This is a genomic window from Metamycoplasma phocicerebrale (assembly GCF_003383595.3).
GTDB classification, from domain to species: Bacteria; Bacillota_I; Bacilli_A; order Mycoplasmatales; family Metamycoplasmataceae; genus Metamycoplasma; species Metamycoplasma phocicerebrale.
Map to the genome: position 1 here is coordinate 614,334 of NZ_CP033058.2, position 13,794 is coordinate 628,127.

Annotated in this window: 14 protein-coding genes and 2 tRNA genes; 12 read left to right on the forward strand and 4 right to left on the reverse strand. The window is 24.7% G+C overall.

The window, feature by feature from the left end; genetic code table 4:
• The first annotated feature begins 3 nt into the window (after positions 1 to 3).
• Together DMC14_RS02655 and DMC14_RS06420 are read left to right on the forward strand one after the other, a co-directional pair.
• Positions 4 to 228, forward strand: a complete 225-nt coding sequence (locus DMC14_RS02655) for an acyl carrier protein (RefSeq protein ID WP_116171678.1) — start codon at positions 4 to 6, stop codon at positions 226 to 228.
• A gap of 35 nt (positions 229 to 263) precedes the next feature.
• Positions 264 to 338 (forward strand) — tRNA-Trp (locus tag DMC14_RS06420).
• Positions 339 to 431: 93 nt separating this feature from the next.
• On the opposite strand, the gene DMC14_RS02665 is transcribed toward DMC14_RS06420, so the two are convergent.
• Positions 432 to 506 (reverse strand) — tRNA-Thr (locus DMC14_RS02665).
• A 72-nt stretch (positions 507 to 578) separates the two neighbouring features.
• Between DMC14_RS02665 and prfA the strand changes: the two genes are divergently transcribed.
• The 10 genes from prfA (at position 579) to DMC14_RS02715 (ending at position 10,270) form a co-directional block, all read left to right on the forward strand.
• On the forward strand, positions 579 to 1,658 hold the full coding sequence (gene prfA / locus DMC14_RS02670) for a peptide chain release factor 1 (RefSeq protein ID WP_116171679.1): 1,080 nt from the start codon (positions 579 to 581) through the stop codon (positions 1,656 to 1,658).
• The gene (locus DMC14_RS02675) at positions 1,658 to 2,365 is read left to right on the forward strand and encodes a peptide chain release factor N(5)-glutamine methyltransferase (protein WP_116171680.1); all 708 of its coding nucleotides are present in this window, start codon (positions 1,658 to 1,660) and stop codon (positions 2,363 to 2,365) included. The genes prfA and DMC14_RS02675 overlap by 1 nt, the downstream gene beginning before the upstream one ends.
• A gap of 44 nt (positions 2,366 to 2,409) precedes the next feature.
• A complete protein-coding gene (locus DMC14_RS02680) occupies positions 2,410 to 3,525 on the forward strand; it encodes a DnaJ C-terminal domain-containing protein (RefSeq protein WP_116171681.1) in 1,116 nt (371 codons plus the stop codon).
• A gap of 113 nt (positions 3,526 to 3,638) precedes the next feature.
• A complete protein-coding gene (gene topA / locus DMC14_RS02685) occupies positions 3,639 to 5,492 on the forward strand; it encodes a type I DNA topoisomerase (protein ID WP_116171682.1) in 1,854 nt (617 codons plus the stop codon).
• 82 nt (positions 5,493 to 5,574) lie between these two features.
• Positions 5,575 to 6,690, forward strand: coding sequence for a hypothetical protein (locus DMC14_RS06425; protein WP_116171683.1), 1,116 nt, complete (start codon positions 5,575 to 5,577; stop codon positions 6,688 to 6,690).
• Positions 6,677 to 6,979: a hypothetical protein gene (locus tag DMC14_RS02695; protein ID WP_116171684.1), complete on the forward strand. Its 303-nt coding sequence runs from the start codon at positions 6,677 to 6,679 to the stop codon at positions 6,977 to 6,979. The genes DMC14_RS06425 and DMC14_RS02695 overlap by 14 nt, the downstream gene beginning before the upstream one ends.
• A 1-nt stretch (position 6,980) precedes the next feature.
• The gene (cmk, locus tag DMC14_RS02700) at positions 6,981 to 7,652 is read left to right on the forward strand and encodes a (d)CMP kinase (RefSeq protein ID WP_116171685.1); all 672 of its coding nucleotides are present in this window, start codon (positions 6,981 to 6,983) and stop codon (positions 7,650 to 7,652) included.
• 1 nt (position 7,653) lies between these two features.
• Positions 7,654 to 8,970: a ribosome biogenesis GTPase Der gene (gene der / locus DMC14_RS06430; RefSeq protein ID WP_116171686.1), complete on the forward strand. Its 1,317-nt coding sequence runs from the start codon at positions 7,654 to 7,656 to the stop codon at positions 8,968 to 8,970.
• The gene (locus tag DMC14_RS06435; RefSeq protein WP_116171687.1) at positions 8,970 to 9,953 is read left to right on the forward strand and encodes an NAD(P)H-dependent glycerol-3-phosphate dehydrogenase; all 984 of its coding nucleotides are present in this window, start codon (positions 8,970 to 8,972) and stop codon (positions 9,951 to 9,953) included. The genes der and DMC14_RS06435 overlap by 1 nt, the downstream gene beginning before the upstream one ends.
• A 20-nt stretch (positions 9,954 to 9,973) precedes the next feature.
• On the forward strand, positions 9,974 to 10,270 hold the full coding sequence (locus tag DMC14_RS02715; RefSeq protein ID WP_116171688.1) for an HU family DNA-binding protein: 297 nt from the start codon (positions 9,974 to 9,976) through the stop codon (positions 10,268 to 10,270).
• On the opposite strand, the gene recU is transcribed toward DMC14_RS02715, so the two are convergent.
• From recU to DMC14_RS06445, 3 genes are read right to left on the reverse strand one after another with little or no spacing between them, the layout of a single operon-like run.
• Positions 10,260 to 10,763: a Holliday junction resolvase RecU gene (gene recU, locus DMC14_RS02720; protein ID WP_116171689.1), complete on the reverse strand. Its 504-nt coding sequence runs from the start codon at positions 10,761 to 10,763 to the stop codon at positions 10,260 to 10,262. The two genes, DMC14_RS02715 and recU, sit on opposite strands and share 11 nt — an antisense overlap.
• Positions 10,764 to 10,816: 53 nt before the next feature.
• Positions 10,817 to 12,943 carry a UU173 family protein gene (locus DMC14_RS06440; protein ID WP_116171690.1) on the reverse strand — a complete coding sequence of 709 codons (2,127 nt, stop codon included), beginning with the start codon at positions 12,941 to 12,943 and terminating at the stop codon, positions 10,817 to 10,819.
• The gene (locus DMC14_RS06445) at positions 12,930 to 13,784 is read right to left on the reverse strand and encodes an MAGa7180 family putative nuclease (RefSeq protein ID WP_116171691.1); all 855 of its coding nucleotides are present in this window, start codon (positions 13,782 to 13,784) and stop codon (positions 12,930 to 12,932) included. Before DMC14_RS06445 ends, DMC14_RS06440 begins: the two co-directional genes overlap by 14 nt.
• Between the last annotated feature and the right edge of the window lie 10 nt (positions 13,785 to 13,794).

Here is a 13,794-nt window from a genome sequence, read left to right on the forward strand (position 1 = left end):
AGCATGAATTTAAAAGAAATATTATTTAAGGAATTAAAAAGATATACAAAACTAAATTTTGATTTAAATACTTTAATTAAAGATTTAAAAATAGATAGTTTAGATTTAGTTATATTAATTTCCGATTTAGAAAAAAAATTAAAAATAGAAATTAGTGATGAAGAACTTATGCAATTAAAAACCGTTAATGATATAGTTAATATATTGGAACAAAAACAAACAAAATAAAAAAAATAATGTAAAATAATTAACATACCATTTATACGGGTATAGTTCAATGGTAGAACAACGGGCTTCAACCCCGTGTGTTGTGAGTTCGAGTCTTGCTACCCGTGCCATATCACATTAGATCAAGTAGCTTCATAGCTACTTTTTTTAATAATAAAAAAATCTAGAATAATCTAGATTAATGAATGGTATTAAAAAATAAATGGTGCCGTCAACTGGAATTGAACCAGCGACCCCTTCCTTACCATGGAAGTGCTCTGCCCCTGAGCTATGACGGCTTGTTTAATATTATATAAAAAAATGAATATTATTTTTTATATTTTTTGATTATTTAAAATATACTTATATACATGGAAAAAACAATGCGCGAATCTTTAAGTTCTATATTAAATCAATATTTAGAGCTAGAACAAAAACTGAATAATCCAGAAATATATAATGACATTAAGCAATATACAAAAATTTCTAAAGAAAAAGCAGAAATTGAAGAAATTTATTTTACTTTTAAGAAGTATTTGGAAATAGAAGAATTGTATTTATTATCAAAGGATATTTTAGCTAATGAAAAGGACCACGAACTTATTGATTTAGCCAGAAATGACATTGATAACCAAATTTCCAAAATGAATGAATTAGAAGAAAAAATTAAAGAATTGCTTGTTCCTGTAGACGAAAACGATAAAAGGGATGTTATTGTCGAAATAAGAGGTGCTGCCGGGGGAGACGAAGCCAACATATTTTCAGGCGACCTTTTTAAGATGTATCAAAAATATTGTGAAAATCATAATTTTAAAATAAAAATCATAGATTATACATATGGTTCAGCTGGAGGATACAGTCAAATAGTTTTTAATATTAAAGGTGAAAAAGTTTTTTCTAAGCTTAAATTTGAACGTGGAGTTCATAGAGTCCAAAGAGTTCCTCAAACAGAAACCCAGGGAAGGGTCCATACTTCGACTGCTACAGTTACAGTACTACCAGAAATAGATGACGACGTTAATATAGTAATTAAACCAGAAGATATTGAGGTTGACGTTTTTAGATCATCGGGTGCTGGTGGGCAATCTGTTAATACAACAGATTCAGCGGTAAGAATTACCCATAAACCCACAGGTATAGTAGTAACTTCTCAAGATGAAAGAAGCCAAATTCAAAATAGAGAAACAGCTTTAAAAGTTTTAAAAAGTAGATTATATGAAATAGAAGTTCAAAAACGTGAAGAAGAAGAAAGCGGATTAAGAAAATTAGCAGGAACAGGGGATAGAAGTGAAAAAATAAGAACTTATAATTATCCTCAAGATAGAGTAACTGATCATAGAATAGGTTTTTCCACTTCTTTAAAAGTAGTTATAGAAGGTGATTTAGATAAAATAATTGAAGCCTTGATAGCAGATGAGAAAGCTAAAAAAATACAAGAGGCAGGTTTATAATGATAGAAAAAGAGGTTTTGCTACAAGAAAAAAGAAGGTACGAGCAACCTCTTTTTATCTCTAAAAAAGAAGAAAAATTATTAAAAAAAGATTATCCAGTTCAAAAAATTATTGGATATCAAATAATGCAAAATGTTTATATCGATATAAGATACAAAGTTTTAATTCCTAGATATGAAACAGAAGAAGTTATTATCGAATCTTATAATTATATTAATAAAAATTCGAAAGTTTTAGACCTTTGTTGTGGGTCTGGTTTTATTGGTTTAGCTGTAGCTAAAAATATAAAATGTGAAGTCACCTTGTCTGATATTTCTATTTTTGCGTTAAAACAAACAAAATTAAATGCAAAAATAAATAAATTAGACAATCTAAAAGTAATTAAAAGTAATTTGTTTAAAAATATAAAAGAAAAATATGATCTAATAGTTTCAAATCCGCCTTATTTAAATAAAAAGCACATTTTTTCTAAATCATTAAAATGAGAACCTAAAAAGGCATTATATGCAAAAGATGACGGTTTATACTTTTATAAAAAAATATTAAATGAAGCTAGCAAATACTTAAAAAATAGTGGTTTTTTAATTTTTGAAATTGATGAATTTTCAAAAAAATGAATAGAAAAAAACTATCCAAAAACGGTTTTTAAAAAAGATATTAATAAAAAAAATAGAATAGCGATTTTTGAATATAAAAATTTAATATAAATAAAATAGCACTCTAATTAAAAATGTGCTAAAATTGATATACTATGTCGAAAAAAAGAGATTATTATGAAATTTTAGGCATAAATAAAAATGCCACAGAAAAAGAAATTAAAACTGCATATAGAAAATTAGCTATGCAATACCACCCAGATAAAAATAGTTCTCCAGATGCTGAAGAAAAATTTAAAGAAATTTCAGAAGCTTATGAAATATTATCAGATAGTGATAAAAGGGCAAAATATGATAAATATGGTCATTCAGCATTTGATCCTAATTCATATTCATTCGGAGATTCTGAAGATATTTTTAGAAGCTTTTTTGAAAATTTTGGGTCTGGTTTTGGAACTGGTTTTGGAACTGGAGATATTTTTGGAGATATTTTTGGTTCATTTGGAAATCAAAAGCAAAAATCATATGGCAGCGATATGCAAATGGCATTGCATTTAGACTTTAATGATGCAATTTTTGGAACTGAAATTAATTTAAATTTAGAAAAGTATGAAAAATGTGATTTTTGTAATGGGAATGGTGCTGAATCAAAAAATGATATAGTAACTTGTTACGATTGTAATGGAACTGGACAAGTGAAACAAAGAATAGCCATTTTTTCAACAATAACCCCTTGCAGAACATGCAACGGACAAGGAAAAATTATTAGAAATAAATGCCATAAATGTAATGGTAAAAAATCAATAAAAAAGAATATTGTTCAAAAACTTTCAATCATGCCTGGAGTTGAAAACGGAGATACCATCAAATTGCAAGGATTTGGCCTACCTTCTGAAACATCAGGAACTAATAATGGTGATTTATACATCGTAATATCAGTAAAACCAAGCAAAAATTATAAAAAACAAAATAATGATTTATATATAACAATGCCTTTATCTATAAAAAGCATTTTATTAGAAGAAACTATAGAAATACCTACCCCTTATGGAAGAAAACAAATAAAATTAAGTAATAATCAAAGCTTAAATGAGCCTCTTGTTTTTAAAAATTGTGGCTATCCATATAAAAATTCATCAAGGAGAGGTAATTTAATTGTTTCACTAGATGTCTATATACCTAAATTTAATAAAGATGAAAATAAACAAATTAAGGACTTAATGATAGATAAAGAAGATAAAAAACGTGAAGATTGGTTAAAACAATTCTAACGTTTTTTTTAATTTAAATTCTTTTATGTTATTATTTATAAATCAATAAATTAGGTTTTAAAACTAAATTTAAATTTCAAAATAAATACTTATATAAAAGAAAGGAATCCATTATGGCAGATAATAAAATTATGATAGTGGAATCACCAAACAAAGTTCATACTATTCAAAAAATTGTGGGAGATAAGATTAAAGTTATAGCTAGTGTGGGGCACATTTTAAAATTATCTACAACGGGTAAAAATAACTTGGGAATAGATTTTGAAAATTGAGAACCAAAAATGATTCCTGATCCTTTAAAAAAAACAATAATAACGGAATTGAAAAACACTACTAAAGATGCTTCTGAAGTCTTAATAGCAACAGACCCTGATAGGGAAGGTGAAGCTATAGCAAGCAACTTAATAACAACTTTAAAATTAGAAGATAAATATAAAAGAATTAAATATAATGAAATAACAGAAGAAGCAATAAATTTTGCTATAGATAATCCTTTATCTATAGATGATGACTTAGTAAAAGCACAAAAAACAAGAAGAATGTTAGATAGAATAATTGGTTTTAGATTATCACAATTAATGAAACAAAAAGTTAAAAATACTCCTACAAACCCCTCTGCAGGAAGAGTTCAATCAATAGCATTAAAATTAGTTTGTGATAGAGAAAAAGAAATAGAAGAATTTAACCCAATTATTTATTCAAAAATATTTGCTGATTTAGGAAACGAACTTAAAGCTTCTTTGTATTTAAAAGATTCTAAAGATTTTGAGGATAATACATGATTAACAAGAGAAAAATCTCAAATCATTTATGAAGAACTTTTAAAAAGCAATTATGAATTAGAAGTAAATGATATAGCCATTAGCCAAAGAAAAGAAGCGGCTTATACACCTTTTAAACAATCAATTTTATATAAAGAAGCAAAATACAATTCTAGAACAGTTCAATCTTCAGCTCAAAAATTATTTGAAACTGGTTTAATTTCTTATCCAAGAACAGATTCAACTAGATTAAGCCAATCATTTATTGACAAAGCTCAAAAATATATTGCTAATAATTATGGACAAGAGTATATTGCAAAAGAAGTTAAGGGTTTTGCCGGAACGCAAGATGCGCATGAAGCAATAAGACCAACTTCAATTGAATTAACTCCAGAATTAGCAAAAAAAGAGTATAAACTTTCTGAAATAGATTTTTATATTTATAAAATCATATATGATAAAACTATCATGTCTTTAATGGCTTCACCGGTTAAAGAAATTTATCGCTTTAATTTAATAAATGGATTGCACAACTTTAGATTATCGTTTAGCAAAATTATATTTAATGGATATTATGCCTATTCTGGTAAAACTGAAGATCTTAATATTCCTGATTATAAAAAAGGTCAAAAAATAAAAGTTAATAATTTTGAAAAAGAAGATAAAGAAACGCTGCCCCCAGCTAGATATAATGAAGGGTCTTTAATTAAAAAATTAGATGACATTAAAGTTGGTAGGCCTTCGACTTTTGCTTCCACAATATCTGTTATTAAACAAAGATTATTTGTTGAAACAAAAGAAGGCTCTTTACATCCAACAGAATTTGGAAAAGTTGTTTTAGACAAATTGCTAACAAGCTTTCCTAAAACTATTAATGAAGAATATACAGCAAAAATTGAGACTAAATTAGACTTAATTTCAGAAGGAAATGAAGATTATAAAAAGGTTATGCAAAAATTCTGAGATAGTTTTAATGAAAGATATGATGATATTGAAAGTACTTTAGAAATTACCATTTTAAAAAGTGAAGAATTAGATGAAAAATGTCCTGAATGTGGATCAAATCTAATTTATCGTTACACAAAAATAAAAAAACAAAAATTTATAGGATGTTCTGCGTTTCCTAAATGTCATTACATTAGAAACTTAGAAAAAACCAAAAAACGTTTTTTTAAAAAGTACAAAAAAACAGAAGAAAAACAATAAAAAAGCTTTTGTCTCGCTTAAGACTAAGCTTTTTTATTAGTTTTTTGCTTTAAAAAATTATTTTTAAAGTAAAATGGTATCTATGAAAAATAAAAAATCAAGAGCAAGAAAAATTTCAGAAATTTTAACAATGGTTTTAGTACCTGCAATTACTTTGCCTGCTATAGGCGGAGCAATTTATTATGTTGTTAAAAACTCTAGAAGTATACAAAAAGAATTTTGATCAGTTGAACAGTTTAAAAAAGCAGCTAAAAGTATAAAAATACAAAGCGAAGTGATTGGAAAAATTGAGGCCGAAGCATTATACAAAGACTTTAAAGCTCAAAAGTTATTGAGTGAAAAAAAGATGCAAGATTTTTTAAATTCTCATCCCGAATTAAAAGATAATAATATATCAAGTTATAAAAAATCTAAAATACTAAAAAACGCACCTAAACTTTTTGATTCTCACGAATTTATTAGTCGTTATGTTGATAATTTTTTAGATTTTACAAAAACTAAATTTTTAGATTTTAAATTTGTTGATTTAGAAAAAGATGAAAGAGATAGCAAAAAATTAAAAATTCATTTTGAGGTTTATTTAAATTACACTTATGCTAATGGCAGTTTTGAATTAGCTAAAATTAGATCTACTCCAGAATCAAAATATTATTATAAATCAACTCAATATACTACGTTTTTATCAAATGAATTAAAAACTTCTCCTGGCACTTTATTTTTTAATAATTGATCAACTAATGAAAAAGTAATAAAAAAAATAATTCAAAAATATCAATTAATTAATAAAAATATAGACAAGGAAATAATATCAAAAACTGAAGAACTAGAAATTCTTTTGAATAAAGAAGATAAAAATTCTGAAGATATAAATAAAATAAGCCAAGTAGAATTAGAAATAAAAGAATTAAAGGCAAAGAAAGATGAAACCTTTAAAACTCAACAATTTCAAGAGGAAGTATTTGGCTGATTTTCAGATGTTATAAATAAAACAGAAGCTTACCCTGATATATATAAAAAAGAAGAATATAAAATAATGCCTTTAATTAATGATAATAATCAATATGTATCTTGAAATTTTAGAAAAAGATTAAATGAATTAACAATTAGATTTAAGTTTGTTAATATTAAAAACCCAAAAATTGAAAGTTACGGTTCAATTAAAATTTTTACGTTGGAATTTGAAGATGGAGAAAAATAAGAAAAGTAATAATAAAGAATTAAAAACTGAATTAAAAAATATTAGAAAAAAATCAATTAATGAATTAGAATTTTTAATTGAATTATCAAAAAAATATAATTTAAAAAATATTGATAATTTAAAAATTTTTTTAGAAAATAAAAAAAGAGGGCATCATTATGCTTCTGGTGAATTAAAAAAAATAATAAACAAAATGAGTAAATTTGAGGACTTAAATAGTATAAAAAAGAAAAATATAAACATAGAAGATAAATTTAAAAAAATAATTGAAGATGATTGAAAGGATTAAAATGTCTAATAAAAAAATTAATATTGCTATAGATGGTCCTTCAGGAGTAGGTAAAACTATTATGGCTAACATGCTAGCTAATAAATTAGGTTATAAATTTATAAGTAGTGGGACTTTATATCGAACAATTGCCTACAATGCATTAAAAAACAATATTAATTTAGCTAATGAAGAAGCTATTAATAAAGCATGAAATATAAAGGACCTTTTTATTACTGAAGATGACAAAATTATTTTAAATAACGAAGATATAACTTTAAAAATAAGAGAAGATAAAGTATCACAAGCCGCTTCAAGTATAGCTAAATTTTCTTCTATTAGAGAAAAAGTAAACAAATTTATTCAAAAATTAGGTGAAGATAAAAAAGGAATAATAGTAGATGGTAGAGATGCAACCTATAGAATTTTGCCTAATGCTGAAGTCAAATTCTTTTTGTGAGCCAGTCCAGAAATAAGAGCTGATCGTAGAGTTAAACAAGATTTAGAATTAGGAATAAATTCAAACTACAAAGATATATTACAATCAATAAAAGAAAGAGACTACAATGATATGCATCGTGACATTGATCCTTTAAAAGTAAGTGAGGGAAGCATAGAAATAGATACCTCAAATTTAAGTATTGAAGAAAATTTTAAAGTTATGTATGATGAAGTTATGAAGAGGTTAAAATAATATGAAAAATGTTGTTGCAATTATTGGAAAGCCAAATGTTGGCAAATCAACATTATTCAACAAAGTTATTGATAAAAGAAAATCAATAGTATATGATACTCCGGGAGTAACTAGGGATAGAATTTATGACATCGCAAAGTGATCTGGTCATGAATTTAAAATTATAGATACAGGCGGAATTACACAAGAAAATGAAGATTTTAAAGAACAAATAAAAAAACAAGCTGAAATTGCTATAAATGAAGCTAAAGTTATTGTTTTCATAGTTGATGGAAGACAACCTTTAACTAGTGAAGATTTTTTTGTAGCTAGTTTATTAAGAAAAACTAATAAAAAAATACTTTTTGTTTTAAACAAAATGGAATCTACAAATTATCAAGTTTATGATAATCAAATTTATAAACTTGGTTTTAAAGAAATATTTCCAATAAGTGCTATTCATGGCGATGGTGTTGGAAACCTTTTAGATAAAATTCTTGAAAATTTAGATTTTAGCCAAGATAATACTAACAATAATTTTAAACTAACAATACTCGGCCCCGCAAATGCTGGAAAATCAACTTTATTAAATACACTATCAAATGAAAATAGATCTATAGTTTCTGACATAGAAGGAACAACAAGAGATTCTGTTTCTACTATTGTAAAAATTAATGAAGAAGAATTTGAAATCATAGATACAGCGGGAATCAAAAGAAAAAGCAAATTAACTGATAGTATTGAACATTACTCATTAATGAGAGCAAATGATTCAATAGAAGAAGCAGATTTATGTTTATTGATGTTAGATGCTACAAAAGAAGTTAGCCATTTTAGCCAAAATATAATAGGAATTGTCTACGAACTAAAAAAACCATTAATTATAATAGTAAACAAATGAGATTTGATTGAAAAAGATACAAATACAATGCATGAATATAAAAAATCTTTATCAAAAAAATTAAAATTTGTAGAATGAGCTCCCGTTGTATTTATATCTGCTAAAAATAAGCAAAGAATATCTAAATTAAAAAATGAAATAATTAAAGTAAAAAATAATATTAATAGAAAAATTAATACAAATCAACTTAATTCATTAATGATGACAGCACAAATGATTAAACCTGCTTCACCTATTAAAGGTAAGAGATTATCTATTACTTTTTCAAGACAAATTGAAGCTAAAATACCAACTTTTTTGCTTTTTGTTAATGATACAAATTGTGCTCACTTTACTTACTTAAGATATATAGAAAATCAAATAAGACAAAACTATGATTTTTCAGGAACTCCTATTCAATTAGTTTTAAAAAATAAAAATAAAAGAGAGGAAAAATAATGGAAAATAAAATTGCAATATTAGGCAGTGGAGCTATGGGCACAGCTTGTGCTTCTATATTAAAAGAAAATAAACAAAATGTTATTATATATGGGATAAATGATCAAGAACTTGATGATTTAAAAAAAGGTTACAATTCTAAATACTTTCAAAATAAAAAACTTTATGAATTTGAAGTGACTAAAAATTTAGAAGAAGCAATAAAAGAAGCTAATTATATATTAATAGCAATACCCACCAAATTTATTCCTGATGTTTTTTTTGATTTAGTTAAAAAAATAAACAATAAAACAATAATCATAAATGTGTCTAAAGGTTTTTGACCAAATTCTACCGATTTTATACATACTAAAATGGATAAAATAATAAAAGAAAACCCTAATATAGAAGGTATTGTATCTTTGATAGGTCCTTCTTTTGCTATTGATATAATAAACAAAAATATTACTTTAATTAATAGCGTATCAAAGGACATACAATTAGCCAAAAAAGTAAAAAAATTATTTTCAAATGAATGGTTTGGAGTCATAATTAATAATGATGTTATTGGAGCGGAAGTAGGATCTACTTTTAAAAATGTTATAGCTATAGCTTCAGGAATGGCTGAAGGTTTAGGTTATTCAACAAACACTCAAGCAGCACTCTTAACAATAGGCTTAAAAGAAATGCAAAAATATTCTTTAAGTTTGGGAGCGAGGCCAGAAACAATTTATGAATTAAGTGGGTTAGGTGATTTAATACTAACTGGATTATCGGATAAATCAAGAAATTATTGTTTTGGTAAAAGTTTTTTTAATAAAAAAATTGACGAAAATGCTATAACAATTGAAGGTTTAAAAGCGTTAGAGTATATTTATGCTCAAAATAAGGACAATAATAAAATAAAATTACCTTTAATTAATGGACTTTACAAAATAGTATATAATAAAGAAAACCCTAAAGAAATAATTAAAGGTTTGATGAAAAACCTAATTACAGATTAGAGTTTAGTAAAGGAGAACTCATGACAAAAAAAGAATTAATTAGAAAAACTTCAGAGCAAACAGGATTTCAACAAGCAATGATTGAATCTATCTTTGATGAGATGATTAAAATAATAATCGAAGAAATTGCAAGTTCTAGACAAGTAGCAATTTCTGGTTTTGGAGTTTTTTCTTCTAAATATGTTCCAAGCAAAGTTCAACAACACAATATTACAAAAGAAAACATAGAAGTGCCTGAAAAAATGGACCCACGTTTCAAATTTTCAGATGTTTTAAAAACAAAAGTTGATGAATTTTTTAGAAAAACTAAAAAATAATATTTTCCACAATATTTAAAATTCCAGGAAAGGATAAAATTAATTTTTTTCCTATAGTTAAAGCATCCTTATAATGGATTGCTTTTTTATTTTTTAAAATTTGAACAAAATCTTTATGTTTAATAAAAATAAAATTTCCTGGGTTTTTAAAAAAGATAATTCAGAAAGATATTCCTTTATATTTTTCCACTATATTTAAATACTCTATTTGATGGTTTTTTATATTATTTATAGGTAAAAAATCTTCTTCTGTGCTTTTTGCTTCAAAAGCTAAAAATTTTCCTTGATATACTCCATAATAATCTACTGAACTTTTAGTTTTTATACGAGCTTCGTTTAATTTTAATTTTTTATCATTTAAATCAACGCTTCTAAAAGTTACATCTAAATTTTTTTTATGAATTAAACAAATATTATTTTTTAAATAATATTCTTTGGTTTGGTTAATTATCGTCTCCAAAAACATTCCTCGATTTTTATGTAAACTACTCATATTAAAATTAAAACACAAAAAATAGGGTTTGTTTTCCCTATTTTTTCGCTATTTTAAATATTGTATTTTTTAAAATTATCAAAATATTCTTTACTGTTTTTCATTAAAAATTTAACTAAATCAGCAACCATAAGCATAGCCATAACATCATTATGGCAATAAATTTTTAAAGCTTCTACTTTTTTAGCTCATTCATTATCCTTTATAACGTTTAATGCTCTTGTTGTGGCTATGGATAGAGCAGACGCTCCATTTTTTACTTCTAATTCTGAATAAGGGGTTATTTTATGTTTTAAATATTTATAAATATGGTTTTGAGTAACAAAATATTCTAATTTTTTTATTGAATAAGAATCCCTTATGTATCCAATATTTATAATTCTATCTGATACCATAGGTCAACCAAAATTTTTAGAACTATAAAATAGTTTTTCTAAGTCCACTATTCTTTTAACTATGAAATCAATTTTATTTGCATAATTTTCAAATTCATTTTTAGTAATTTTATTATTATCTAAATATATTCCTAATCTAAATTTAATTTCTTCTAATCTTGGTTTTTCATAATTTTGATTATAAACTATATAATAGTCTATTTCATTATCGTATAAATCATCAATTATTTTCTTATAAGTATTTAAACCTAACTCTAATGGATCGTAAACATAATTAGATGTCTCATAAATTTCATTATTTTGAGTTTTAATAATCGAAGTCTGAGATATTGTTTGATTTCAAGGACGTAAATAATCTACTAAAGGAACAGGTAAACTAACTCCTTCAAAATCAAATCAAGCAATTTTGCTTTTGGTATCGCTGATAACCTTATATTCTTCAGTTTGAATTATGCTTTCATTAATAGATATTAAATTATTAGTAAAAAACTCGATTGCTTTTTGTGTTTTTAAATCATCACCAGGTTCTTTAATTAATTCATTTGAAATTAATTTAAAAAATTTTTTAGCACCAAAAGGATATTGGGGATAATTTTTATTAATAAGAATATTAAAACCAACATTGTCAAAATTATTAATAAAATCATCCTTAGTAAGTTTTCAATTTATATCTATATTATCTTGATTTTTTATAAGGTATAAAAATTCATCAAAAGAACAAGTATATTTACTTAATTTAGTTTTTTCTATTAATACCCTTTTTTCATTAAAATCATATTGCGCTGAAGTTAAATCATTTAAAACGTGTTCAATTATAGTAACATTATTTTTTTTAGTTTTAGTATTAGAATAGTTAAAATTGGGATCAGACACTAATTTGGCATTAATTTCACTTTCTGCTTGTATATTTTTTAAAGAATTACTATCAACTCCACCTTTTGAAAACGAGCTATATTCTGAAAGTTCAAATTTTAAAATACCTTTTCTAACGTTTTTATTATTTTGGTATAAAGGCCTTAAAATTTTTATGCTTTTAATTTCTAAATATTGAGAAATTATTTTATAATCAAAATATGCTTTTAATAAATTTTTTCTTTTTGTTTTTGAAGAATAATTTAAATTACCAAATATTCCATTTTGGATATCTATAAATATAGGTTTAGATATGCAACCTTTATACTCAAGACAAGGATTAATTATTAATTTATAGCTTTTTTTAAAGGCTTCTTGTGTTTCTTTTATTTTAGTTTCAATTGTTTGTTTATCTGAAATAAAAATTATTTCTTCTTCCTTAAATTTATAATTATTTTTATAGGTTTGAATTAAATAATCTATACCTTGTTTGGAAACTAAATCTAAACCTGTATTTAATAACTCATAATTATTAAACATTTTAAATAAATAATTTATATTCTTATATAAATCTTCTTTATTAAATTTTTCTTGCAATTTAGTATTTTTAGATAATTCTTTTTCTAAAAACTCTAACTTATCATAAGTAGAAATTTTTTGAATTTTTTGTTGGTTTTCTTCGCTAAGTTCCTTATTTATATAATTATCAAAAATCAATTCAATATCATCGATATTAAAATTTAATAAATCTAAGGGGCTTTCTTCAATTAAATTATCATTTTTTTCTTCAATTAAATCATTTATATTCTCAATTAAATCATTATGATTTAAATTAATAAAATCTGTTGAAATATCATTAAAAATAAATCAAGGTCTTGTAGTATTAGCAATTACAAAATCATTAAAAGAATAAAATTTCTTATTTTTCTTCATAATCTGGAACCGCTTTTCCCACTTTAACTCATTCTAAATATAATTCTTCTCACTCTTTTGAATCATGACATCTTAAATATTTTATTAAATCACCATCGATCATATCATTTCATTTAGGACTTATTCCTGTTTTTGTATAGTGTTCATACCATTTACGGCATGTTTCCATATCATCTTCAACTTGTTTCTCATTAACATTAAAAAATCAATTTTTTAAAATTCTTTTATTTACATCTACTCATTCAGGATTATTATAATCATCTTCCTCAAGGAAACAAGCCACTATTGTAAAACGTTTAGCTCCTATTAAATAAGAATATAGTTGAGCTTGTTTTATGTAACTAGGACTAATTCCTTCATTATTTCACGAATCAAATTTTTTGGCCCCGGCTGTTTTTATTTCTATAACTAAGTTTTCAGATTCTAAATAACCATCGGGCAATCCCCCAAAAAGATCATTTTCTTTAAAATAATCGTAATTATATTCTTTAGCATCAAATCTTTTAATTTTAAAATTAAACTTATTTTCTAATTTTTCTAAAATTTTAGGTTCAATTTTAACACCAGCATTAACATATTTTTTATCTAAAACGGGCAACGCAAAGCCTGATATTCTGGCAAAAGCACTAAATTGACTATTAAATTTAGTTAATTCTAAAACGTCTCCTAAAGCAGAACCTGTAATTTTTCTAAAAGCCCCAAAAGCGCCTGGTTTATGTGCTAATAATTTTTTATGGTAATTTTCTTCTAATTTAACTACTTTATTTTCATCATCTAAAAAATAATGTTTTCCATTATATAAATAACGAGATGGAATTTTTATTTCTTTTTGGTCATTCATTTTTTCTCCT